This is a genomic window from Stenotrophomonas sp. DDT-1 (assembly GCF_001580555.1).
Lineage (GTDB): Bacteria > Pseudomonadota > Gammaproteobacteria > Xanthomonadales > Xanthomonadaceae > Stenotrophomonas > Stenotrophomonas sepilia.
The window spans coordinates 81,708-103,671 of the sequence record NZ_LEKR01000001.1; the positions used below are offsets into that span (position 1 = coordinate 81,708).

At 62.7% G+C, this 21,964-nt stretch carries 22 protein-coding genes and 1 pseudogene; 9 read left to right on the forward strand and 14 right to left on the reverse strand.

Going from position 1 to position 21,964, the window contains the following annotated elements:
- Positions 1-14: 14 nt before the first annotated feature.
- The 4 genes from AB839_RS00350 to AB839_RS00365 form a co-directional block, all read right to left on the reverse strand.
- Positions 15-992 carry an MsnO8 family LLM class oxidoreductase gene (locus AB839_RS00350; RefSeq protein ID WP_061477873.1) on the reverse strand — a complete coding sequence of 326 codons (978 nt, stop codon included), beginning with the start codon at positions 990-992 and terminating at the stop codon, positions 15-17.
- A gap of 14 nt (positions 993-1,006) precedes the next feature.
- Complete coding sequence (locus AB839_RS00355; protein ID WP_061477874.1) at positions 1,007-1,369, reverse strand: DUF3088 family protein; 363 nt, start codon at positions 1,367-1,369, stop codon at positions 1,007-1,009.
- Positions 1,370-1,525: 156 nt separating this feature from the next.
- Positions 1,526-2,107 carry an FMN reductase gene (gene msuE / locus AB839_RS00360; protein WP_061477875.1) on the reverse strand — a complete coding sequence of 194 codons (582 nt, stop codon included), beginning with the start codon at positions 2,105-2,107 and terminating at the stop codon, positions 1,526-1,528.
- A 149-nt stretch (positions 2,108-2,256) separates the two neighbouring features.
- The gene (locus AB839_RS00365; RefSeq protein ID WP_061477876.1) at positions 2,257-4,833 is read right to left on the reverse strand and encodes a TonB-dependent receptor; all 2,577 of its coding nucleotides are present in this window, start codon (positions 4,831-4,833) and stop codon (positions 2,257-2,259) included.
- 338 nt (positions 4,834-5,171) lie between these two features.
- Here AB839_RS00365 and ftrA point away from each other — a divergent pair, with 338 nt between their 5' ends.
- The 3 genes from ftrA to AB839_RS00380 all read left to right on the forward strand — a co-directional run bounded on the left by ftrA (position 5,172) and on the right by AB839_RS00380 (position 7,277).
- Positions 5,172-6,173, forward strand: a complete 1,002-nt coding sequence (gene ftrA, locus AB839_RS00370) for a transcriptional regulator FtrA (protein ID WP_061477877.1) — start codon at positions 5,172-5,174, stop codon at positions 6,171-6,173.
- Between the two features lie 95 nt (positions 6,174-6,268).
- Entirely contained in the window at positions 6,269-6,712 is a 444-nt protein-coding gene (locus AB839_RS00375) for a BLUF domain-containing protein (RefSeq protein WP_061477878.1), read from the forward strand.
- A 97-nt stretch (positions 6,713-6,809) separates the two neighbouring features.
- Entirely contained in the window at positions 6,810-7,277 is a 468-nt protein-coding gene (locus AB839_RS00380; protein ID WP_061477879.1) for a chemotaxis protein CheW, read from the forward strand.
- A gap of 11 nt (positions 7,278-7,288) precedes the next feature.
- Here AB839_RS00380 and AB839_RS00385 read toward each other — a convergent pair whose 3' ends face one another.
- Both AB839_RS00385 and AB839_RS00390 read right to left on the reverse strand, forming a co-directional pair.
- On the reverse strand, positions 7,289-7,789 hold the full coding sequence (locus AB839_RS00385) for a hypothetical protein (RefSeq protein WP_061477880.1): 501 nt from the start codon (positions 7,787-7,789) through the stop codon (positions 7,289-7,291).
- A gap of 92 nt (positions 7,790-7,881) precedes the next feature.
- A complete protein-coding gene (locus tag AB839_RS00390) occupies positions 7,882-8,469 on the reverse strand; it encodes a TetR/AcrR family transcriptional regulator (RefSeq protein ID WP_061477881.1) in 588 nt (195 codons plus the stop codon).
- 234 nt (positions 8,470-8,703) lie between these two features.
- Between AB839_RS00390 and AB839_RS00395 the strand changes: the two are divergent.
- The 3 genes and pseudogenes from AB839_RS00395 to AB839_RS00405 all read left to right on the forward strand — a co-directional run bounded on the left by AB839_RS00395 (position 8,704) and on the right by AB839_RS00405 (position 9,947).
- A pseudogene (locus tag AB839_RS00395) lies at positions 8,704-9,160 on the forward strand (SRPBCC domain-containing protein).
- Between the two features lie 11 nt (positions 9,161-9,171).
- Positions 9,172-9,486: a metalloregulator ArsR/SmtB family transcription factor gene (locus AB839_RS00400; RefSeq protein ID WP_005416268.1), complete on the forward strand. Its 315-nt coding sequence runs from the start codon at positions 9,172-9,174 to the stop codon at positions 9,484-9,486.
- Positions 9,487-9,488: 2 nt separating this feature from the next.
- The gene (locus tag AB839_RS00405) at positions 9,489-9,947 is read left to right on the forward strand and encodes an SRPBCC family protein (RefSeq protein WP_061477882.1); all 459 of its coding nucleotides are present in this window, start codon (positions 9,489-9,491) and stop codon (positions 9,945-9,947) included.
- 38 nt (positions 9,948-9,985) lie between these two features.
- Here AB839_RS00405 and AB839_RS00410 read toward each other — a convergent pair whose 3' ends face one another.
- A complete protein-coding gene (locus AB839_RS00410; RefSeq protein WP_061477883.1) occupies positions 9,986-10,768 on the reverse strand; it encodes a 3-hydroxybutyrate dehydrogenase in 783 nt (260 codons plus the stop codon).
- A 566-nt stretch (positions 10,769-11,334) separates the two neighbouring features.
- On the opposite strand from AB839_RS00410, the gene AB839_RS00415 reads away from it, so the two are divergent.
- Positions 11,335-13,137 carry a hypothetical protein gene (locus tag AB839_RS00415; protein WP_156476599.1) on the forward strand — a complete coding sequence of 601 codons (1,803 nt, stop codon included), beginning with the start codon at positions 11,335-11,337 and terminating at the stop codon, positions 13,135-13,137.
- A gap of 89 nt (positions 13,138-13,226) precedes the next feature.
- On the opposite strand, the gene AB839_RS00420 is transcribed toward AB839_RS00415, so the two are convergent.
- The 3 genes from AB839_RS00420 to AB839_RS00430 form a co-directional block, all read right to left on the reverse strand.
- The gene (locus tag AB839_RS00420) at positions 13,227-13,958 is read right to left on the reverse strand and encodes a hypothetical protein (RefSeq protein ID WP_061477885.1); all 732 of its coding nucleotides are present in this window, start codon (positions 13,956-13,958) and stop codon (positions 13,227-13,229) included.
- A gap of 107 nt (positions 13,959-14,065) precedes the next feature.
- Positions 14,066-14,860 carry an SDR family oxidoreductase gene (locus tag AB839_RS00425; RefSeq protein WP_061477886.1) on the reverse strand — a complete coding sequence of 265 codons (795 nt, stop codon included), beginning with the start codon at positions 14,858-14,860 and terminating at the stop codon, positions 14,066-14,068.
- An 81-nt stretch (positions 14,861-14,941) separates the two neighbouring features.
- A complete protein-coding gene (locus AB839_RS00430; protein WP_061477887.1) occupies positions 14,942-15,781 on the reverse strand; it encodes a type 1 glutamine amidotransferase domain-containing protein in 840 nt (279 codons plus the stop codon).
- Positions 15,782-15,878: 97 nt separating this feature from the next.
- Here AB839_RS00430 and AB839_RS00435 point away from each other — a divergent pair, with 97 nt between their 5' ends.
- Together AB839_RS00435 and AB839_RS00440 are read left to right on the forward strand one after the other, a co-directional pair.
- On the forward strand, positions 15,879-16,796 hold the full coding sequence (locus AB839_RS00435; RefSeq protein ID WP_061477888.1) for a LysR family transcriptional regulator: 918 nt from the start codon (positions 15,879-15,881) through the stop codon (positions 16,794-16,796).
- Between the two features lie 552 nt (positions 16,797-17,348).
- The gene (locus AB839_RS00440) at positions 17,349-17,705 is read left to right on the forward strand and encodes a hypothetical protein (protein ID WP_061477969.1); all 357 of its coding nucleotides are present in this window, start codon (positions 17,349-17,351) and stop codon (positions 17,703-17,705) included.
- 124 nt (positions 17,706-17,829) lie between these two features.
- On the opposite strand, the gene AB839_RS21820 is transcribed toward AB839_RS00440, so the two are convergent.
- The 4 genes from AB839_RS21820 to AB839_RS00455 all read right to left on the reverse strand — a co-directional run bounded on the left by AB839_RS21820 (position 17,830) and on the right by AB839_RS00455 (position 21,737).
- Positions 17,830-18,060: a hypothetical protein gene (locus tag AB839_RS21820; RefSeq protein WP_241776727.1), complete on the reverse strand. Its 231-nt coding sequence runs from the start codon at positions 18,058-18,060 to the stop codon at positions 17,830-17,832.
- A 690-nt stretch (positions 18,061-18,750) separates the two neighbouring features.
- The gene (locus AB839_RS00445) at positions 18,751-19,629 is read right to left on the reverse strand and encodes a hypothetical protein (protein ID WP_061477889.1); all 879 of its coding nucleotides are present in this window, start codon (positions 19,627-19,629) and stop codon (positions 18,751-18,753) included.
- Between the two features lie 309 nt (positions 19,630-19,938).
- Positions 19,939-20,625 carry a RusA family crossover junction endodeoxyribonuclease gene (locus AB839_RS00450; protein ID WP_082783260.1) on the reverse strand — a complete coding sequence of 229 codons (687 nt, stop codon included), beginning with the start codon at positions 20,623-20,625 and terminating at the stop codon, positions 19,939-19,941.
- A 152-nt stretch (positions 20,626-20,777) separates the two neighbouring features.
- The gene (locus tag AB839_RS00455) at positions 20,778-21,737 is read right to left on the reverse strand and encodes a hypothetical protein (protein ID WP_156476601.1); all 960 of its coding nucleotides are present in this window, start codon (positions 21,735-21,737) and stop codon (positions 20,778-20,780) included.
- Positions 21,738-21,964: the final 227 nt, after the last annotated feature.

Here is a 21,964-nt window from a genome sequence, read left to right on the forward strand (position 1 = left end):
ATCGCTCCTGCAGGTCAGGCCACCGCCGCGCGCGGCGCAGGCGACAGCAGTTCGAGGGATGTCAGGCGTGCGTCGAGGTCGGCCACCGGCGCGTCGAGGATGAATTCGCCCACGCCGAAACGCCGGTGCAGCGCGTCCAGTTCGCCGCGCACATGCTGCGCATCACCGGACAGCACGCTGGGGCGCGTTTCCTCGATGCGGAAGTCGGCCACGCCCACCTGGCGCGCGTACTCGGCAGCCGCCTCGGGGCTGGGCAGGTTCACCGCCTGCCCGGGACCGAGGTGCAGCTTGTAGACGCGCAGCGCGCCGATATGACGCGCTGCTGCTTCGGCAGTCGGTGCGGCGAAGGCCACCGTGGCCAGCAGCGGGGGCTGCGAGGAGACGCTGCGGTAAGCGTCGAACGCAGCCTCGATATGTTTCGGGTCGCCATCGAAGTGCGCGGCGTACACGAAGCGCCAGCCCAGCTCGGCTGCTTGCTTCGCGCTCTGTGGGCTGGCCCCGAGCAGGAAGCGCTCAGGCGCCTGCTGTGGAATCGGGCGCGCCAGCGCCTCGGTCGTGGCACCGGACAGATAGCCCTCCAGGTCGCGCAGCTGCTGGTCGAAATCGGCGAATGCCGGGCGTCCTGCCGCCAGCGCGGCGGTCGATGCTGGCAGGCCACCGGGCGCCTTGCCCACCCCCAGATCCACGCGCCCCGGCGCCAACGCCGCCAGCAGGTTGAAGCTCTCTGCAACCTTGTACGGCGCATAGTGGCGCAGCATCACCCCGCCACTGCCGATGCGCATGCGCCGCGTCTGCGCCAGCACCCAGGCTGCCAGCACTTCCGGCGCAGGGCTGGCAAGCGCCGGGGCAGCATGGTGCTCGGCGAACCAGTACCGGTGGTAACCCAGCTGCTCGGCACGCTGCGCCAGCTGCAGGCTGTTGCGCAGCGCCTGTTCGGGCGAGGCACCCTCGGCCACCGGGCTCTTGTCCAGCACACTGATGAGATAGCTCACGGTCGCGTCCTCGCTCAGGGGTGGGCCACAGGAATGCCAAGCAATCCGTTCAGCGCGGCCAGGATCGGCTCGGCACCGGAGATGTACTGGCGGTCCTGATGCACGCCACTGGCCAGCTCGCTGCGCACACCCTGCGGCAGCACCAGCTTGGGCAACGACTGGTCCTGCTCGCCGATCTCGGCGATCACCTCGCGGCGTGGCCGCGCGAAGCCGATGCGGCGCACATCCAGCTGCGCGTCGAGGCCGTCGATGCTCGACAGCGCCCCTTCCAGCAGCAGGCTGTGCCGGCAGAAGAAACGCTGGCCAGGAATCTGGCCATCCTCGAACTCGCGGTCGAGCAGGAACAGGATGGGTTTGCTTGCTGCGTCCAACGCCACGGGAGTGTCCTCATCAGGGCCGGCAATGCGATGCCGCTTCGATCTCGATGCTAGGGATGCCGGTGCTTGCGGTGGCGATACCAGGCGACAATCGGCGGTCAGATCCGGCCATGCAGATGCGCCTTGGCCATAAGCAAAGCGCCGTCGGTTATGCCGTCAGGCAATGCGTCGTAGCGGCGCCGGTACCGCCGGCGCCTGCACGGCCAGATGCCCGGCCGCACGCTCGGTCGCCAGCGCGATGCGGGCCTGCAACGCTGCACTGTTGATGTGTTCGCCATCGAAGTCGGCCGGCGTGGCATACACTCCGATCGGCAGGGTGTGCGCCTGCAGGAAACTGAACAACGGCCGCAACTGATGGTCGATCACCAGTGCATGGCGCTCGCTGCCACCGGTCGCCGCCAGCAGCACCGGTGTATCCACCAGCGCCTCCAGCCCGATGAAGTCGACCAGGTGCTTGAACAGCCCCGGATACGACCCCCGATACACCGGCGCGGCCACCACCAGCAGCTCGGCCGCCTCGATCGTCTGCAGCGCCTGCTCCACCGCAGGCTCCGCCTCATCGCGCGACAACGACTGCCCCAACGAGCGCGCGATCGGCGCCAGCTCCACCAGCTCCACGCTGGCGTGTACCCGCTGCTGCAACGACGCCAACAGGTGCCGCATCAGCAGCAACGTGCGCGACGTCGCCGAGCTGGTCGGTGACCCTACCACTGCAACCACCTTCAATGCAGAAGACATGAACTGCTCCTCGATGATGCCGGACTACCGCCGGCCGCCTTTCGCCTTTTGTAGCCGAGCCATGCTCGGCTGCTGTTGCCTTTGTAGAGCCGAGCCATGCTCGGCTGCTGTTGCCTTTGTAGAGCCGAGCCATGCTCGGCTGCTCCACCTCAGAACCGGTAATTGATCCGCCCGTACCAGAACGTCCCGATCCGGCTCAGCACATCGCCCGAATCCCACGTCGTCTCGATGCTGGCCACATCGGTAGCACTGCGCGCGTACTCCGGCACCTTGCGCGTGCGCTTGTCGAACACGTTGTTGATGCCCAGCGCCGCGCTCCAGCCCGCACCCAGCTCCACCGCACCTGAAAGGTTGGTCACCAGCACCGGCGGCTGCCTGTATTCCACGCCGTTGTTCAGGCGCTTGATCGGGCCGTAGTAGGTGAAGTCGACATTCGAGCGCCAGCGCCCGTTCTGCCAGCCCAGGCCTGCCACCTGGGTGTAGCTGGGCGTGCGGAAGCGCAGTGCGTACTCGCTGGATTTGGTCAGCAGGTTGATGTTGGGCAGCCCCTGCAGCGCCGCCGGAATATCACTGACCTTCCGGATCGTGGTGCGGCCGACGTTGGCCGCATAGCTCCAGCGCAGCTTGCCCCACGCCGTTTCCTGGTTCGCTTCCAGGGTCAGCTCGACACCGCGTGTGCGGGTATTGCCCACATTGGTGAAGTAGCTGGCGTAGAACGCATCACCCGGCAGGATGCTGATGCCGGCTGAACCCAGCAAGGCATCGATGGTGTTCTTCTGCGCCGCACTCAGCACCGTGCCGCTGTTGTCGGTAATGCGCGCTGGATCCTGCGCGTTGTAACCGATCTGGCTGGACTGGCCGAGCTGGCCGCGGATGTCGATCTGGTAGGCATCCACGGCCAGGTGGAACGCCGGGCTCGGGTCCCAGGTCACGCCCAGGCTGTAGTTGGTGGCTTTCTCGGGCTTCAGCGGCGTAGCACCCAACGCAATCGCCGCCGGCGAAGACACCTGTGCCACCAGCGTGGTGCCGCACGGGCAGCTGCCGGTGGCCTGGTAGAACTGCGCGCCCAGGCTGGGCGCATGGAAGCCGTTACTGACCGTCGCGCGTACACCCAACGCGTCGGTGAAGTCGAAGCGCGTGGTCAGGCGGCCCGTGGACACGCTGCCGAAGTCGGAATGATCTTCCCAGCGTGCAGCGGCATCCAGATACCAGCGCGCGGTGATGTTGCTGGCCGCACCCACATAGACCGCCTTGCTGTTGCGCGTCGCCTTCACCGCATCGGCGGTGGAGTAGCCCACGAACGCGGCGGCACCGAAGCCGGTGTAGGACTCCCACTGCCCTGCGCCGCGCTCATACTGTTCATGCTGGTACTCGGCGCCGGCGCTCACTTCCAGCGGTGACGCAAAGGCGGCCACCTCGAAGCCACGGCGCAGGTCCAGGTTGGCGATGCCCTGCTGGTAGTCCAGCTTGCCGTCATAGAAGTCGGTGGGCGAACCGGGGTACGGCAGCGAGTAGTTCACCGAATTGCGGGTATAGGTGCGTACCGTGCTGCGGTTGCCGGTCAGGCTTGCGTCGTAGTCCCAGCCCGCGATCTGGCCCTTCACGCCCGCGGTACCGGTGTACTGCTTCTCCTTGGTCTCCAGCACGGGCAGGAACCCATCGGGAAACACGCTCAGCACACCCGGCGCCTTGTAGGTGGTGAAGATGGTCGCCGGCAGGCGGAAGTTCTGGATCGCCTGCGCGGTGCGATCACTGGCGGTGGCATTGGCGTAGAACTGCGCGCTCTCGCCCAGGCCATGGCCCACGTTCACCGCAAACGCCTTCAGCGCATACGATGGCGAACTGAGGATGATGTTGGCCTCGGCATCGCGGTTGGCCTCGGCCGGGTTCGGCGACGCACCCGCGGGCAACCGGTTGTTCGGGCGCAACGCTACCCGATCGCCATTGGCATCCACCGCCGGGTAGCTCAGGTAGCCGTCGATGTAGCGGCGGCTGCGGATGGCATGATGCTGGCGGGTGGTTTCACCGGACAGGTTGACGAAGCCATCGGCGCCCCATGGCAGGCCCACGTTGGCACGCACGCTGGTGCGCGAGCCATCGCCATCAATGCTCTGCCCGCTCTCAACCGACAGGTCACCGCCATGCGCCTGCGACTTCAGGATCACGTTGACCACGCCGGTGATCGCGTCCGAACCATAGATGGCCGACGCGCCATCGCGCAGCACTTCCACATGGTCGATCGCCGAGACTGGAATCAACGCCAGGTCAGCCCAGGCATGGCCGGGGAAACCGCCGCCGTTGGCACCACTCACATAGGCACTGGCATTGCGGCGCTTGCCGTTCACCAGCACCAGCGTGTAACCCGGCGACAGATTGCGCAGCTGGTAGCCACGGATCAGGCTCTCCTGGTCGCTCTGGTAGCCGCCGATCTGGCTCAGCGACGGCAGCGAACGTTGCAACGCTTCCAGCAGGTTGCCCTGGCCAGTTGCAGCAAGGTCCTCTGCGGAAATCACATCGATCGGGGTGGAACTGTTCTTCACCGTGCGCGTGCTGGTGCGCGACCCGGTGACGACCACCGCATCCAGCGTGGACGCTGCCACGTTGGCCGTTGCAGCGGTGGCAGCAGGATCCGCATCGGCATCAGCCGCATGGCCAGGCGATGCGGCCAGAACGCTGGCGATCAGGACGGCGAGAGTGTTCAGCACAGGGGCGTGGGCAGCAGGCATGGGGGCTCGTGGGGGTGGGCCGGAAACACGCTTCCATTCAAGGGCCTGTTCACCCACCGCGACAGGCGCGATCGCGTCACCCAGCCGTAACATCCGGCCACCCACATGACCGCTGGTAATGACGTTAGGCGGCCGCAACGGTGCGCTGCTGCCTGTAGAGCCGAGCCCACGCTCGGCTGCTCTTCGCGACGGCGTCAGATGCATCCACCCCGCCGGCACTGAACCGAGCGTGGGCGCGGGTCTACAGGAAGGGAGCGACCGCTCCATATGCCTGCCCGGCATCACCTCATGCCCGCGCACCACGCAGCGCCACGCATCTGCACCCGTAGCATCAAGCCATGCCCAGCCCACCCGCCGATCCCAGCGCACCGCTCGTCGCCATCGTTGCCTGCCACGGCCAGGGGCTGTTCGAATTCGGTTGTGCGGTCGGCCTGTTCGCACCGGTGCGGCCAGAACTGGGCGTGGCCTGGTACCGCACCCAGCTGTGCGCGGGTGAACCCGGTGCACTGCGCATGCTCGGCAATGCACAGGTGCAGCTGCCCTACGATCTCAGCACTGTTGATGACGCCGACATCATCGTCATTCCCGGATGGCGCGAACCCAGCGAACGCCCGCCGCAGGCACTGCTCGATGCACTCGTCCGCGCCCACGTCCGTGGCGCACGCATCGCCTCGATCTGCTCTGGCGCCTTCGTGCTGGCCTGGGCCGGGCTGCTCGATGGCCGCCAGGCCACCACCCACTGGCGCCTCACCGAAGCGCTGGCGCGCGACTTCCCACGCATCGATGTGCGCGAAGACGTGCTGTACGTCGATACCGGCAACGTCATCACCTCGGCCGGCTCGGCCACCGGCATGGACATGATGCTGCACATGGTGCGCAAGGACTACGGCGCGCGCGTGGCCAACCTGGTGGCCGAGCGGCTGGTACTGGCGCCGTGGCGCGACGCCGGGCGCAGCCAGCGCGTCAGCCGTGCCATTCCCAACGGCGAGCCCACGCGGCTGGCGAAACTGATGGAATGGATGCGCCGCAACCTGCGCGAGCCGCACTCGCTGGGCAGTCTTGCCGAGCAGGCAGCGCTCAGCCAGCGCACGCTGCAGCGGCAGTTCCTGGAAGCCACCGGCCTGTCACCCATCGACTGGCTGATCCGCGAGCGCGTGGCCTTCGCGCGCGAGCTGCTGGAAACCACCGACCGGCCCCTGCAGTGGATAGCAGAACAGGCCGGCTTTGGTTCGCAGGAATCGTTCCGTCGGCACTTCCGCGGCCAGGTGGACGCCAGTCCTACCGAATACCGCAGCCAGCATCGCGGCGGAATTGGCGCGGACCGGCTGGTGGGCTGCTGATCCAACGCATCACTCCCCGGTGATGCGTGAGGAAAGGCTCACGGCAGGCTACGGCGCCCCACGTATAGTGACGGGCGTCACAAGAAGCCCCTTCCATGCTCAACGCATTTGCCTACTCCAGCCATATGTCGGCTGGGATCTCCGATGAAATGCTCCGGCAGATCGTCTCCCGCTCTGCCACGTTCAACCGTCGCGTGGACGTCACCGGAGCGCTGCTCGTCGACGGGCAGCGGTTTTTCCAGTACATCGAAGGTCCGCCCGACGGGCTGGAAGCGGTCAAGCGCCGCATCCAGGACAGCCGATCGCATGCTGCCGTCGTGCCGGTACTGGACATGGCGATCAGCACGCGTGCTGTTCCCTATTGGGCCATGACCCGCATCGAGACCGGGCAGGTCGTGGTGTCCGGCCTGGTCAATGCGCGATGGGACGAATTCGGCCATTCCGTTCCGGGCATGGATCAGCTCGTCGGCCTGCTGCGTCCGCACTTTCCGCGCATCGGCGCGCTCAGTGCCCGCCATGCGCCCGTCGGATCCAGCTGAACCGCCGCCTTGCGCGCGTAGTCCCACGCGGCCGCGTGCTCCCTGCGCACGTCATCATTCAAGCCGCGTTACCCATCGTTCCTGCCAGATCCACAGCATGCCTGTACCTGCTCAACCTTCAACGGAAACACGTGCCTCGCCCGCCGAGTTGTTCGAGGTTGTCGTCCTGCGCGCAGGCACGGCCCTGTTCGCGATCGACGTACAGGTGGCCGTGGAAATACGCGGCCCCGAGACCTTCGGCCCTGCAGATCAGCATGGCAGGCGGAACCTGGAGGTACGGGGGCAGCCATTGCCGGTGGCCGACCTGCGCAGGCTCAGCGGGCAACCGGCATTCGATGGCGGCAGCCCAGCCATGCTGTTGATCAGCGCCGGCACCGCAACCCTGGCGCTGGCGGTAGATGAAGTGCTGGAAATCGAAACACCGGACGCATCTCCAGACGCAGCCTCGCCGGCCCAGGGTCGACCGTTCAACTTCTGCAGCCGGCACGTTCGGGTGGATGCCACACGTTCGGCTGCGCTGATCGAACCGCAGTCGCTGCTGGCTGCGCTCGCGGTGCGGGACTGAGGCGCCTCTGCTCAAGGGCGCCTGCGAACCGGTTGAACCCGCATGCGCCAGCACTGCGCGGCAAAGCCGATCACAAACACCACCGCCAATCCCAGCAGCGTGTGCAGCACCACCGGCGCCATCGGCGCCGCAGCAATCGGATGCGCTGCCGGCAACCGTGTCAGCGTTTCATTCACGCCCGGCACCAGCGACAGCAGGAAGCTGAAAGACAGCGCAAATGTCGACACGTAAGGTGCGGCGCCACCCAGCCAGCGCAGCCGGGCCGCCAGCACGCCGCCGAACGCCACCAGCAGCACGATCACTCCGAATGCGTGGCCCGGGTTGATCCCGCCCGTACTGGAGACGGTGAACGACGTTGCCACCGACAGCACCAGCCCAAGCAGGTACAGCTTGCCGGAGCGTGTCGCGGGGTCGATCGCGCGATGGCGAATGAAGGCATACAGGCCGGCGAACACCGGTACAAGGCTGACGGCCGTGTGGATCACGCCCAGCGTGGACAGAGAGTGCGACATGGAACATCTCCAAGGGTTGATTGAACCTACTAGTAGGTAGACTTCTGAATCAAAGAAAAGGCCTACGTTGCCGTAGGCCCACCACACATCTATCAGGCAGCCGCGCTCACCCGCGCGATGGCCAGCCGTGCCAGCGCAGCAAACGTCGCCGCATCGCCGAAACCGCGCGCGGCCAGCATCGCGCCATGCACCGATGACATGAACGCCTTGGCCTCATCGGCCACCGGACCCTGCAGGCGCAGTTGACCCAGCGCCGCGCCCTTTTCCAACGTGAGCGCCAACCAGCCACTCAAATCCTCGAAATGCCCGCGTACTTCTTCGGCAATCTCCGCAGGGATCATCGGCGCCTCTGCCGCCAGCATCGCGCAGATGCAGAACGAAGACGTGCCACCGGCAATACAGCTCGACCAGTAGTCCACATAGGCGTTGAGCTCCTGCAGCGGGTCGTCCAGCTGCCGGTCCAGCAGCGCCAGGCCTTCGCGCGCCTCGGCCCGGTACAGCTCAACCACCGTGCGCACCAGGTCCACCTTGCTGGGGAAATGGTGATGGATGCTGGCCTTGCTGATGTTCACCCGCGCCGACACGTCGGCGTAGCTGAAACCGTTGTAGCCACCAGCCTCCAGCAGCGAACGGGCGTGGGCCAGGATCTCTTGGGCTTTGGGCGAGAGCGACTCTTTCATGTTGCCAACCTACTAGTAGGTTGTCACACTGTCAACTCCCCGCTGCGAGGTCGGCAGCATCTGGTAGTGCCGGCCGCTGGCCGGCAACTGCACGCCCCTGACTCCACCGGGATGCCGGCCAGCGGCCGGCACTACCAAACCCGGGCGTTCGTGGCGGGATTTGACATGCAGGTATTTACCTGCATATAGTCCATCCAAGGGCGGCGCCTGCCGGCCCGTGGCGAGGAACCTGCAATGGTGGATATCGCACACCGGGTCGGCATCAAGGCCCCCGCAAGCCAGGGTGTATCAAGCACTGGCCACCCCTGAAGGCGTCGCCGCCTGGTGGGCCGAAGACACCCATGGCGACTGCAACGTCGGCGGCACGGTAAAGGTCCGTTTCACCAATAACGGCCAGGAAATCGGCGCCATGGAAATGCAGCTGGAACAGCTCGTTCCTGGCGAACTGGTGCTCTGGCAGTTCCTGGCCGGTCCCGCCGAATGGATCGGCACCCACGCGCGCTTCGTGCTGAAGCAGGAAGGCGATTACTGCATCGTCCTGTTCACCCACGAAGGCTGGAAGGAACGCGTCGAGTTCACCTCCCACTGCAGCACCAAGTGGGCGGTCTTCCTGCTGAGCCTCAAGGCCCTGCTGGAAACCGGCAAGGGTCAGCCCAATCCACACGACATCAGGATCGACAACTGGAACTGAAGACGCCCCGTATGAATGCAGACAAGGTGTTCAAGGCACTGGCAGACCCCACGCGTAGAACGCTGCTGGACCTGCTTTGCGAAGACAACGGCCAGACCCTGGGCCAGCTCTGCGAACACCTGGACATGGCCCGGCAATCGGTCACCCAGCACCTGGGCCTGCTGGAAGACGCCAACCTGATCAGCACGGTACGCCGTGGCCGCGAGAAGCTGCACTTCATCAATCCGGTGCCGCTGCATGAAGTCTACGAGCGCTGGGTACGCAAGTTCGAGCAGCAGCGCCTGAGCCTGCTGCATGACCTGAAACGCGAACTGGAAGGAGAATGACGATGTCCGCAGAGACTACCCGCTTCATCCACGTGATCTACATCGCCTCGACGCCACAGAAGGTGTTCGAGGCCATCACCCGGCCCGAGATCGCCCGCCGCTACTGGGGCCACGAGAACGTCTCGGACTGGAAACCCGGCTCGCGCTGGCAGCACGTGCGCGCCAACGAAACGCGCTCGGTCGAGCTGGTCGGCGAAGTGGTGGAAAGCACCCCGCCCTCGCGGCTGGTCATCACCTGGGCCGCCGCCTCGCAGGCCGACAATCCCGATGCCTACAGCCGGGTCACCTTCGAGATCGTGCCCTACCAGGACATGGTGCGGCTGACCGTTACCCACGACGAGCTGGAACCGGGCAGCGGCATGGATACCGGCATCCGCCAGGGCTGGCCGATCGTGCTGTCGAGCCTGAAGTCGCTGTTGGAGACGGGCAAGGGGCTGGATGTGTTTGCGAAGCCGCAGTAAACGGCGGCGGCGTCGGCAACGCGGCCGATGCCGGCCAGCTAGCGCGCCGTCCAGCCCCCATCCACCGGCAGCGCCGTGCCGGTAATCTGCGCTGCAGCATCCGAGGCCAGGAACACCACCATTTCGCCCAGTTGCTCGGGCGTCACGAACTGCAGCGAGGGCTGTTTCTCGGCCAGCAACTCGCGGGCAGCGGTCTCTTGATCGGTGCCTTCGCGCTCGGCCAGCGCAGTGATCTGTTGCTCTACCAGCGCGGTCCGCACCCAACCCGGGCAGATCGCATTGGCGGTGATGCCGGTGCCCGCGTTCTCCAACGCGGTCACCCTGGTGAACCCGACCACGCCATGCTTGGCCGCCACATAGGCCGACTTGTTCACCGAGCCCACCAGGCCGTGTACCGACGCAATGTTGATGATGCGGCCTGCGCGCCGCTGCTTCATGTGCGGCAAGGCCGCTGCCGTTGCATGGAACACCGCCGAGAGATTCAGCGCCAGGATCGCATCCCACTTCTCGATCGGAAATTCCTCGATCGACGCCGTGTGCTGGATGCCGGCATTGTTCACCAGAATGTCGATGCGCCCCATCTTCGCAACGGCGCGGTCGATCATGCCTCGCACTGCCTCGCCCCGCGACAGGTCAGCACCGTCATGCGCCACGCGCACGCCGAACTCAGCTTCCAACCGGAAACGGATGCGTTCGATTTCCGCCGCCTCGCCAAAGCCATTCAATACGATATCGGCACCCTGCCGGGCCAGCGCCGTGGCGATGCCAAGACCGATACCGCTGGTGGAGCCGGTGACCACCGCAACCTTTCCGGAGAACATGGGCGAGCTTCCATTAGGCGTAGGAAGCCAGTGTAGCTCCACGCGCCAGCCCTTGTTTAATGGCATCGGCCCATACCGGCCCACCGCTAGAATCGGATGCCCGCCCAGTCAACGCTCGCCAGCGGATTGGCCTTCTGCACCGCCTCCAGGAAGAGCACGAAGTCGCGGTTGAACGGCGACAGGTCGTTGGTGAACGTCACCGACCTTCTGCCTGACACCTTGCTGCTCGAATGCATACCCGGCAGGTACAGCAAGCCGCCGCACGTTCCAAGCGTTCAATGTTCTCGCAGCTTGAGGCGTGTTCCTCCGAGCTACCGGCACAGCCGGCCAGCAGAACCCGGTACAGGGCGAAGAGATGAAGAACCGCGTTGCATGTCATGTACGAGGGCTTGCCTGGAAAAACGCACCTCGTCCAGAAGGTCCTGGCCGGTGCCCTGTTCCATCGGCGTGGGCTGCCGAATCCCTATCCTCACAACTTCGTACAGATCTGATGGAGCAATGCCACACCGGGCATCAATCTTGTCGTCCCTGCAAGGCATCGCCGATGCCGCGTTTCCTGGACCCGAATGAAATACTCCTGCATCGCAGCTGCCATCCTGACCCTATTGGCCGCAGAACCCGCAATCGCGTTCCCGGACTGTCCGACCCAATACTGGTCGCCATCGTCCGTCGGCCACAAGGAACAGCTGCCCAATACTCATCGCCCCAATGAAACCAACTGCAAGATAACGGAATTCAGGGTTGATGATCATCAATGGATGAACAGCGTCCGGCTTCCCTCGGAATTCTCATTGCTGAGAATCATCAACAGCTCCCTCGATTCCGGCAAGACGCTCAAGATTTACGGCGCAGTTCAAGGCGTGGCGGGAGATCCACTGAAGCTCGCCGCAGGCAGGTCAATCGATTTCAGGGGGAGAAGCAACGGCCACGCTGCGTGGCTGCAACATCCGCAGTTGCACACCGCCCCCAATCAACCACAATGGCAGATCCCGCGTAACAGCGGACTGATCTCCAATGTCACACTGCGTGACGGTAAACACGCTGGACAACTTATCCTCCCGGCAACCGGCTCAGCGTTCGACACCATCACAATTCACAACGCCTCCTCGACAGAAACCAACGTACTGGGAACACACACTGCCTTTCCTGGTCAACGCATGACCGTGCTACCGAACAGCACCGCCCGCGCCGAGTTCGATCCCGTTGCAAGGCAGTGGGACTGGGTCCACGCACCCTATTCCGTGAGGACGCTCGCGCAAAGGTACCAGCGCATTTCTTCCCGTTCCATCCTCGAGCTGTACGACGGCGAGTGGATCGGAAGAGTGCCTCTGCCGCTCACGCGTTATGATCGTGATAGGCACATCATCCTCTCCGACGCAGACTGGGACTCGTTGATCGACCCCAATCGCGACGCGACCTATGCACTGCGCAAAGGAGATGAGTACGAATTCGTCTATATCTCCGAATGGGGACGTTGGCATGTTCTTCGCCAACCCGTCCAGCAAGAGATCCTCAGAGAGCTGAAGAACGGGCGGCTGACAGACGAAGGCTACCTGCTGACCAAGGTCTCAGCAGACGAGGGCACTGCGGCCAACAGCCAGCTCAGGCTCCCTGCTCCCCGGCAGGGTGCACGCATTGTCCTGACCAACACGTCGTCCCATACCATCCCGGTAACCTACGGTACGTTCCGTGCCAACGCTCGCCCGCGCGAACAGATTGTGTTTCGTTCCGAAAAAGGCTCCACGTGGCAGCGCGAAACGGTCACCATCGACCTGGCGTTCCTTATTGATCTTAGCGCTGAAGAGGTTCAAAGCAGCTGGGACGCGCACATGATCATGCGCGAGAATCTCAGGCTGGCCAACGAGGCCCTTGAGAACTCCGGAGCCACATACCGCTATAGAGAAGCCGCTGTGCGCGTCAGCCAACCCGGCGAGTTCGGCTACTTCCCGCGCAAGGAACTCTGGCGCGTGCCAACGCTGCTGTTCGATGACCGGCATGCCCTTCAATTCATGAAGGACCATGACGCCGACGGCATCTACTACGGCGGAAGCCACAGGTGGAGCAAGAATGACTGCGACTGGTATCGCTACTCCTCTGCGGCGGCGTCGCTTGTCATTGCAACGTCGCTGACCTGCCCGACAACCACCTTCCGCCAGGGAGCCGGTTATGCGCACGGACTGCCCGTTGTGCTCAACCCCCGGCAACCGATACCGGTTATCGGCGCGGGGAATCAGCTCCCCTTCTACCCCACTCCCCATAAGCTGCTCCCCGATAGCCGCCTCGCCGTCAACCCGGGACAGGAGCACATCCTTCAGAAGATGAACGCAATGGGAGAACAGTTCTCAAAGTACTCTGAGCAGCGCAGGTAATCTCTTCCCGCGCAATCAGAAAGTTCGCTTGTATCCGATCCGTGGCGCCCGCAGCTTGCCTTCGGGCGCCACGGTAGCCCAGCGCGCCATCACTTCCAATGATCCGGCCCGAGGAATGGCAGGCTCAACACAAACACCGGCACCGCCACAGGAATCAGCGCTGCCCCCAGCACCTTGCCCGCAGCAGAACCCACACCCGGCTTGTCCTCCCTCACCGGCAGGATCCGCTGCGCCCGCGCATTGATCGGCTGTGCCAGCTTCCCTTTCTCCGCCAGCGCAGCAGCATCGGGCAACTTCACCCGCTCGCCGTCGCCCTCGAACAGCGCGCTGTAATAGCTGCCGCCCTTCCTTGAAAGATTGCAGGCGCGATCAAACGCCAGCGCGTAGCGGGTCCGGTCCATCGGCAGGTAGTAGCGCGCCCGCTCCTCCACGGCCTTGGCCTCACGCGGGGTGACCTCAATCCGCTCCAGCTTGAACTGCGCGGCCTGTTCCCGCGTCACCCGCTCCGGCCGCAGCAGCAGCGCATAGCTGCCGTGCACCTTGGCCTTGTTGGCCGGGTCGCGCCAGTCCTCATGGAAGTACATCTGCGCGCAGGCCACCGCCTCGCGTAGCGGGCTGTCCATCAGCGCCCGGTACTCGCGGAACGGCGCGGCATTGAAGCGCATCGGCTCGTCATAGCGCGGCAGCAGATACAGCTGGCCGTCGTCGGCCACAAAGGCGCTGGTGACCTCACGATTCCAGACGTGCTCCTCCGGCCCGCTGGCGCAACCACCCAGCAGGCCAAGGCACAGAGCGGAGAGAATGAAGTAGGACGTTCGCATGTCGTGTTCGAGGGCTTCCCTGGGAAAACGGCCCCGCCCAATGAGCGAGGCCAGTTCGCCATGGTGCCACGCGCTACATCACGCGCCAAACCGGCCCAACCGCAGCGTCACAGGATGGATCGGTAGGTCCCACCCTCTACGCGCACTGCTGCACCATTGGAGGCCGCGCCCAACGGGCTTGCCAGCAGCGCCACCATCGCCGCGATCTCGTCGGCCTCGATCATCCGCGCGATCAGCGAACTGGGCCGGTAGGTCTGGAAGAAGTGCGCTTCAATCTCTGCATCGGTCATGCCCGGTCGCGGCGCGGTCTGGCGCAGGTATTCCACAATGCCCTCCGAGCGTGTAGCCGACGGCAGCACGCTGTTGACCGTCACCCCGGTGCCCCGGGTCAGCTCAGCCAGGCCACGCGACACCGCCAGCTGCGCCGACTTGCTCACCCCGTAATGCACCATGTCCGGCGGCGTGAACGCACCCACCTCGCTGGACATGAAGATCACCCTGCCCCAGTTGCGCTCCAGCATGCGCGGGAAATAGTGCCGCGACAGGCGCACGCCGGACAGTACGTTGACCTCCAGCATGCGCATCCAGTCATCGTCGCTGATGTCGGCAAAGGCCTTCGCTTCGTAGTAGCCCAGGTTATTGATCAGGATATCGGTATCGGGCTGTGCCGCGATCACGGCCGCCGCGCCGTCGGCGCTGGCCAGATCAGCCACCACCGTAGCCAGTTGCGCGCCCGGCGCCCCAGCGCTGATCTCGGCCATGGCTGCCTGCAGCTTTCCCGGGTCACGCCCGGTGAGGGTCACGCTTACGCCTTCGCGTGCCAACGTGCGCGCGATAGCCAGGCCAATACCGGCGGTCGCGCCGGTCACGAGTGCGGTCTTGCCCGCCAGTTGAAGATCCACGAGGTTTATCCATTGAGTAGGAAGCGGGCGTCCCGCGCGCCGAGCGCAGGACTCACCGAAAAGACAGATGTGCTGTCTGGCTTACTTCAACCGCTCCACCAACCGCTGCCCCACCTCCAGCGCCGACGCCGGGTTCTGCCCGGTAATCAGCTCGCGGTCCACCACCACATGCCCGGTCCACGGTGTGGTGTTACTGCTGAACTTCGCCCCCGCCCGCTGCAGCGCGGTCTGCGGGTAGAACTTCATCTCACCGCCGCCCAGCATCGGCTTGGCCTGCTCTTCTTCCTGGTTGCTGATCACCGTCATCTGGTAGCCGCTGTAGATCCACTTCGGCGTGGCCGGCATCGCACCCGCGTCCAGCGTCGCTACGAAACCCGCCGCATCCGGCAGCGTGGACAGCAGCGCGATCGGCCCATGGCAGACCAGCGCGGTGGTCTTGTCGCGCTGGTGGAAGTCGGCCAACAATCGGCCCAGCGCCGGGCTCTTCAGCAGGTCCTGCATCGGCGCGTGGCCACCGGGAATGTAGACCGCATCGAAACGCGCGTAGCCCCGCTGCTCAACGCGCGCCAAGCTGACCACCGGCGAGGCCGTCGGCGAGGTCAGCGCCAGTTTCTCCAGCAGCTCCTTGTGCAGCCTCAGCTGCGCGGCATCGTTGCCGAAGTACGCCGGCGTCACCGAGGACGCATCCACCGTCGGCGCCCGCCCCTGCGGCGTGGCGAAGGTCACCTCGTGGCCCGCATCCAGCAGCAGCTTGACCGGCTGCATCAGTTCGTTGAGATAGAAGCCGGTGGACAGCACCTTGCCGTCCTTCAGGTCCAGGTGGTTTTCGTCGGACAGCACCACCAGCACGTTGGCAGCATGCGCGCCGCTGGCGGCCAGGGTCAGGGCCAGCGCTGCGGCCAGCCGGGTCATCAGGTTCATGGGGGAGCTCCTATCGGGGAATGGCGGCCACTTTATTCATCGCCCCAGCGGCGATAAATTGGCCCCATCGCAAAACATCTGTTCCCCGGAGAGCCAAATGAGCCGCAAGTTCGACTACCTGGGCGATGTGGAGGTGTTCCTGGCGGTGGTCGAGCACGGCTCGTTCACGGCCGGCGCCGTCGCGCTGTCCACCACGCCCTCGGTGCTGAGCCGGGCGGTCACCCGCCTGGAAGCGCGGCTGGGCCGGCAGCTGCTGCAGCGGACCACCCGCCGCGTGGGCCTGACCGACGCCGGGCGGCTCTATCTGGAACAGGTGCGCACCGCCTTCGGCCTGCTGGACGACGCCGAGCGCGACGTACTGGCCCAGGACGGTGCGCTGGCCGGCCGCGTGCGCCTGAGCGTGCCCACCACCTATGGCCACTACCGGCTGCCGCCCGTGCTGGCGCGCTTTGCGCAGCAGTACCCGCAGGTGCAGGTGGAACTGAACATCACCAACCGCAACGTGGACCTGGTGGCCGAAGGCTTCGACCTGGCCATCCGCCTGGGCCAGCTGCCGGACAGCGGGCTGGTGGGGCGAAAGCTGGAAGACGCGCCGCTGCTGCTGGTGGCCGCGCCGGGCTATCTGCAGCGCCGGGGTACGCCGCAGACGCTGGAGGACCTGCAGCAGCACTTGTGCCTGCCCTTCGTGATGCCGCGCACCGGGCGGTTGGCGCCGTGGGTGTTCCGCGACGACGGGCGCGACGTGGACTGGCTGCCGCGTTCGTCCATCGAGACCTCCGACGATGTGCTGGGCGTGGTGTCGCTGGCCGAACAGGGCATCGGCATCTGCCAGAGCTATGAGTTCATCGTGCGCGAGCGGATGCAACGCGGGGAGCTGGTGGAAGTGCTGCCGCAGCTGCGCGGGCGGTCTAGGCCGTTCTCGGTGATCTATGCGCCCCATCGGCGGCAGTCGGCGGCGGCGCGGGCGATGATTGAGTTGCTGGTGGGGAATGCGGGTGAGGATCGCGCTGGTTGACGCCGCAAGGCTCGCTGGCGGTGTCGGGTTTGAACCGCTTTTCGGGGCGTGCGGCTGATCGGGTGCCGTTGCCACTCGGTGCGGATTAAGAACTGTTGCAAAGAAGGCTGTCGCGCAATTCGCTTGTGGCGTGGGCGATTGCGCCACTTTGATTCGCCATCTGCAGAGTAGCTGCGCGAATGCATCCGGCGGTGTCGCGTGTTGCACGAATGGTGCGTGCCACAATAGTTCTTCGCTCTCGGATTTTGCGATTCCTTCGCGAATTTCTATTGGCATTCGAAGCGACTGCGTAGCCAACATGACGTGCCACCGACAACGGGTGGCTCCGGGTCTGCAAACCCGCGACGATTGTTGTGCCTGTTGTTTACGCTTGCCCGTCGGCACCGTCCTTAACCGGTGCCGGCGGGCAATCCGTCGGCCTGTATGGCGGGCGGTGCGTGGGGGTCTTCGGACCCACCGGTCATGGCACTACTTCGTCCCGGTTTGCAGCCACGCATCGCCCGCCACCTCCTCGCGGTGGCGCTGTTAAGCACAGCCAAGGAAGCCGACGCCATGAACGATTCCGACACCTTCTCCTCGTACACCGTTGTTGAGCCCATCAACGACGACACTCCCCTGCCCGACCTGAACTCCCTGCTCGGCATCCTCAAGCGCATGCGCGGCTGCGAAGCTGCAGATGGGCATCCCTGGCCAGAAACCGATGTGTCACCCGGCCGACGTGTGAGCCTCGCCAGGAGCGAGCGCGCGATGGTGGGTGCGCTGACGGTTCTGGAGTTGCTGCACGCTGCCGACCGCTGCCGGGTGGCAGCGGAGCCGGAGCGGCATTTGGATGAAGGGGTGGTCGACGGGTTGTTTCTGGCTTGCCGGGGGTTGGTTGAGTGGGCTTGTCAGGAGGTTAGGCCGGATTGATCTCCCTTGATCGCATAGATACCTGCTGAAGAACCAAGTGTCCACGTCCGGCCAGTAACAGACGTACAACTCCATAACTGGGCCAACGAGCGAAGCGAGCTCGGCTGGAATGAGTTGTCAGGTATCACGCCCCGATGTGCGAGACGCATCCGACGTTCTTTGCGCCTTGGAAGCCCACAGTGAGAAGGTTCTGATAGCCATTGTCGTATGACGGCGGTGGGAACAAGCTATGAGTGCTCAATGCTGTGCTATTTCCCAGCCACTCAAGTGCATCCGCCAGATCAATTTCAAGAATCCCGCGAATCTGATCGCCGTAATCTGTGGGCCGTTGAACCGTATCGCCTTTGCGGCGCATGAGGAGCCCGTGCTGGGCATGAGGACGAACAAAAACCGATGGTGCTGCTATCCGAAGGTCAATTAGCTCGGTTCTCGTTCCAACGTATAGCCCAGGGCGCTGCTTGTCAGGAGCGACAGCGTCAGCGGCCACTAGCAACACATAGGCCTTACCAGTCGGATCTGTACGCGGCGAGCGACGCTCGAAGTGAGTGTACTCGCCGCAGGGTCCTGATGATCTAGCGTTATGGCAGGCGAACCAAAGAGCCACCCAAATGTTGTCAACCAGGTCAATCCAAGTTGTCTTGAGACCATAATGCTGCAACAGAGCTTCATGCGCATAGCTAGCGGTAGACTTAAGTGGCCTTGCGAAATGCGTAATAGCGCTATGGATGCGACCGATAGCATTGGACGCCGCTCTGTGGCTCGAAATTCCACGGAGGGCTGTCGGGGGAAGTGTGGGGTAGAGCTTGGATTCCCCTCGAAAATACACAAGCTCGGCGCTATTGCTGCCTCTGACATGCTTTAGATACCCGGCAGCCTGAATCAAGGTGTGTGTATCTTTCACGCTGAAGATGACTTGACCTTGAGGATTCGCAGCAGCGGTGCTGCCTCTTATGTTTAGTTTACTCAACGGCACGCGCAACTCTCCATATGATGTCCAATGCTAGAATTTGGCCAGCCCGAGAATCGGCCTTGGCCCAATGAAATATTAGTCATTCCCCGGATTCATCAGCTTGGCGAGGGCTCTTGTAAGCTCAGCTTCGTCTTTAAGCGCTTGGGAAAGGCGCTCAGCAAGTTCACCCAGCACCACTCGAACGCTTGATGCAACCTCCAAGCAGTGCTCGTCGGTGCGGTCGTGGAGACCATCGCTTAGTGCAGAATGAAGCAACAGGAGCGGGTTGTGACCATTGATTAGTAGAGCTTGAGGAACAGCATCCTTGACGCCAGCAAGGGCTTGACTAAAGCGCGCCTCTGCCTTTGCAGCCTCCAGCTTGGCCAGCGATGCGGCCGGAGATCCAAGCTTGCGCGACACCTTTATGATCTCGTCAAGGATCCGGTCCTTCTGGCCCTCCACGACGCGCCGATAATAGACAAAGGCGCCGATGCCTAGCCCTTGGTTCTCACAGCGCCGCCCCCTTAGGAACAGATCCCGATCTGGCCCGATAAGCTTCGTTAATCTTGCTGGCGTAGGCGGACCATACCCGGGAAGCTCGCCGAACTTATAGCATTGCCCTGACTCTACGTCCTTATCTCGCCGTGCAGCCAAGGCGAACGTCTTTTCCGTTTCTTGGCAGTTCGAACATTTGTAAGTTGCGTAAAAAAAATGCCACGCCTCCTCCGGAATTTCCGAACGTGATCGCCCAGAGAACCTGAAGAAACGCATTCCATTACATGAATCATGCGAGCAGTGAAGCTGAATGTCTGGAGCAAAAAACCTGTAGCCAGCAATATTACCACCATTATAGTGATAAGGCTCGGTAAGCATCGATACACTAGTGACACTACCAGGGGGAACACTTTCCAGGAACTCGGAAAGTGGTGTAGGCACTGTGGATTCTTTAACTTCCGCCGCTATTTGTTCATTCATACGATCTCCACTTGCTGGCTACCAGTTGGACGTACCGTTGCGTTCGATTATTCGACATATCTACAGGGCACCGCATGACGCGCTGTCCGCTTAGAACTGCTCGACCTCAAGGCGGCCGGGTCCGGCAAGCAAGCCAGCGTACAGCCAGACCAGCGCCAGGCTGAGCGGCTGCACCAATGCCTGTTTTGGGTCGCATGACGCCTCGTAGCCATTAGCAAATATTGACGACACCATTTAACTTTATGAACTTTATACGAAAGGCAAGAACTTCATGTTCCCGGATTTTAAGCAGACTCCCTCAGAAAATCGTCAGGCGTCTTCCACGCCTCCTTCTACAAATTCTTCCGGGGAAAAAACGGGAAAGTCGCCAGTGCGGCTCCTATGGAAGGGCTGGCTGCCGCCCAGCAGGCCGGCCAACGCCAAATAGGGGACATTGATTTGCTCGAGCGCAGCCTTACTCTCTTGCCGCTTCTTCATTTCCTCAACCCATAACTTCCTAATGGGCTTCGGCCATGTTGTGTCCACAATAATGCACAACGCATTGTCGACTCGAATAAACGCAACGTTCTCCTTATGGCACCACTGGACCGGATCGAATTTGAACTCAAACGTTACGCGCTCCTCACCTGACTCAATATGCCGCCAACAGACATAGAGACCTTTGAGCTGACAGTCATCAATGAAGATGCCATCAGGGCCAGTGAACGCATCAATGATCGGCTTTATGCAGTTATCGATATCAGCCTTGGCGTCTGTCTCATACCGGCTTTTTCCTGAGATCATCCAAGTTACATCTAAAACAAGCTGTCCCGTGAGCACAAATTTGTATTTAGAAAGTAAGCTTCTGATGTTTCCTAGGTACTTACTCTTTACGCTCTTGGAAGACTGTACCGACGCCGGCGACCCTGGGACCGAAATTGCCAGCTCACCGAAAGGTGGTGGCTCGAGCCCCAGTTTGGATTCTTCTATTGCCACGATTAGCTCTTCATCTGACATGGTTGCCGTATTCTCTTAAAAATTGCCCAACTACTAGTAGACAGACTCGGGGGTCCGGCTATGCAAATTACCCAGAAGGTCCGGAATGCACAGACCAATGGCTCCGCCCAGAATCACTATTCGCGAGCACAAGTGCGAGGATTGACTCGTCATCATGGCAGAGTGAACTCAGACAGAAGAGAGCTGGCGTCCCCAAAGAACGCAACAGATTTCTGTGGCCCGGCATATAGCCTCAACTCTCGCTTGACCAATGGTCGCTTCAGCTCAAGCTCTATTAGGCGTCGTGCACACCATCGAGCGACGAGGGTTTGCTTTGCAATGTCGAATGCCGTCTTGATGTCAACCATCCCCCCAAGATATTTAGGATGCGCGTGACCGAAAAATCGATGCCGCGCCAGATATACATGCGACACAATCTTCTGGATATTCCGGTCGAACTCACCCCCAAACATTTGCGCACCCGCTTTAAGTGCCTCAGCCCTTCCATGACATTCCAGAACCGACTCAATTGCCAGATAGAACTGCATGAATGCAGCGTCGACCAGACCCGAAACGGAGTCTTCACCTGCGAGAAGAGACATGCCGGTTGAGTAATGCTGGTGCGCCACTCTGACTTTGTCCGTCATCTGGAGGTCCCCGCCCTCCAATGACGCCCGAGCGGCGTCGCGCTCTTCGATTTCGAATGCCACCGCTCTGTTGAATGGCAATCTAGACAGCATCCACAACGGCAACTCCGGACCACGACCAACATCTGCCAGATAGCTGGCTCGGCCAAAGGTTAGATTGATGTCAGCATGGACTTCAAGCTGCCTAACCGCTGCGAAGAGCTCCCCTGGGTCAAAAGAGAACAACTCGTCGGAGTTCGAAAATCCTCTCCAGAAAAGGAGCCTAGGCTCTCTTGGATTCAAGTAGCGCATGCCCTGCAAGAACGCTGATGTAATCCCCCCCACACCTTCTGGCGGATTAGCGGCGCATTCTGCCAGGAACTGCAAAGTCTGCGGAACCATCAAGGTTGGGAGAACTTCGATGGAGAATGCTCCACTTATCGGAGAAATCTCCTCCGCTTGTGATGATCTCCATATTTCAACCGCTCTAGCGGAAAACGAAGACATCAATTGCTCCTTGGATATTTCGTCCCATCAATGCCTTGCCGCTAGTCGACGAGTCCCCACTTGCATGACCAACTCGCTATACACCTTCAACGCAGGCCCCTAGTCCTTCGACTCTCACTTCCTACGATGCGCAGATATCTAACCATCGATAAGGCTCGTCCTGAATCATCCCAGCCAAACAGATGATCTGTCCACAACTCACCCCATGACTCCCGGGGCCCGCGGAG

Excerpts from the sequence above, each read along its gene's own strand:
- AB839_RS00365 (WP_061477876.1), bottom strand. The coding sequence starts at position 4,833 with ATGCCTGCTGCCCACGCCCCTGTGCTGAACACTCTCGCCGTCCTGATC.
- AB839_RS00415 (WP_156476599.1), top strand. The coding sequence starts at position 11,335 with ATGAAATACTCCTGCATCGCAGCTGCCATCCTGACCCTATTGGCCGCA.
- AB839_RS00400 (WP_005416268.1), top strand. The coding sequence starts at position 9,172 with ATGAATGCAGACAAGGTGTTCAAGGCACTGGCAGACCCCACGCGTAGA.
- AB839_RS00405 (WP_061477882.1), top strand. The coding sequence starts at position 9,489 with ATGTCCGCAGAGACTACCCGCTTCATCCACGTGATCTACATCGCCTCG.
- AB839_RS00410 (WP_061477883.1), bottom strand. The coding sequence starts at position 10,768 with ATGTTCTCCGGAAAGGTTGCGGTGGTCACCGGCTCCACCAGCGGTATC.
- AB839_RS00435 (WP_061477888.1), top strand. The coding sequence starts at position 15,879 with ATGAGCCGCAAGTTCGACTACCTGGGCGATGTGGAGGTGTTCCTGGCG.
- AB839_RS00450 (WP_082783260.1), bottom strand. The coding sequence starts at position 20,625 with ATGTCAGATGAAGAGCTAATCGTGGCAATAGAAGAATCCAAACTGGGG.
- msuE (WP_061477875.1), bottom strand. The coding sequence starts at position 2,107 with ATGTCTTCTGCATTGAAGGTGGTTGCAGTGGTAGGGTCACCGACCAGC.
- AB839_RS00420 (WP_061477885.1), bottom strand. The coding sequence starts at position 13,958 with ATGCGAACGTCCTACTTCATTCTCTCCGCTCTGTGCCTTGGCCTGCTG.
- AB839_RS00380 (WP_061477879.1), top strand. The coding sequence starts at position 6,810 with ATGCCTGTACCTGCTCAACCTTCAACGGAAACACGTGCCTCGCCCGCC.
- AB839_RS21820 (WP_241776727.1), bottom strand. The coding sequence starts at position 18,060 with ATGCGCCGCAAAGGCGATACGGTTCAACGGCCCACAGATTACGGCGAT.
- AB839_RS00445 (WP_061477889.1), bottom strand. The coding sequence starts at position 19,629 with ATGAATGAACAAATAGCGGCGGAAGTTAAAGAATCCACAGTGCCTACA.
- AB839_RS00440 (WP_061477969.1), top strand. The coding sequence starts at position 17,349 with ATGAACGATTCCGACACCTTCTCCTCGTACACCGTTGTTGAGCCCATC.
- AB839_RS00375 (WP_061477878.1), top strand. The coding sequence starts at position 6,269 with ATGCTCAACGCATTTGCCTACTCCAGCCATATGTCGGCTGGGATCTCC.
- AB839_RS00430 (WP_061477887.1), bottom strand. The coding sequence starts at position 15,781 with ATGAACCTGATGACCCGGCTGGCCGCAGCGCTGGCCCTGACCCTGGCC.
- AB839_RS00385 (WP_061477880.1), bottom strand. The coding sequence starts at position 7,789 with ATGTCGCACTCTCTGTCCACGCTGGGCGTGATCCACACGGCCGTCAGC.
- ftrA (WP_061477877.1), top strand. The coding sequence starts at position 5,172 with ATGCCCAGCCCACCCGCCGATCCCAGCGCACCGCTCGTCGCCATCGTT.
- AB839_RS00390 (WP_061477881.1), bottom strand. The coding sequence starts at position 8,469 with ATGAAAGAGTCGCTCTCGCCCAAAGCCCAAGAGATCCTGGCCCACGCC.
- AB839_RS00455 (WP_156476601.1), bottom strand. The coding sequence starts at position 21,737 with ATGTCTTCGTTTTCCGCTAGAGCGGTTGAAATATGGAGATCATCACAA.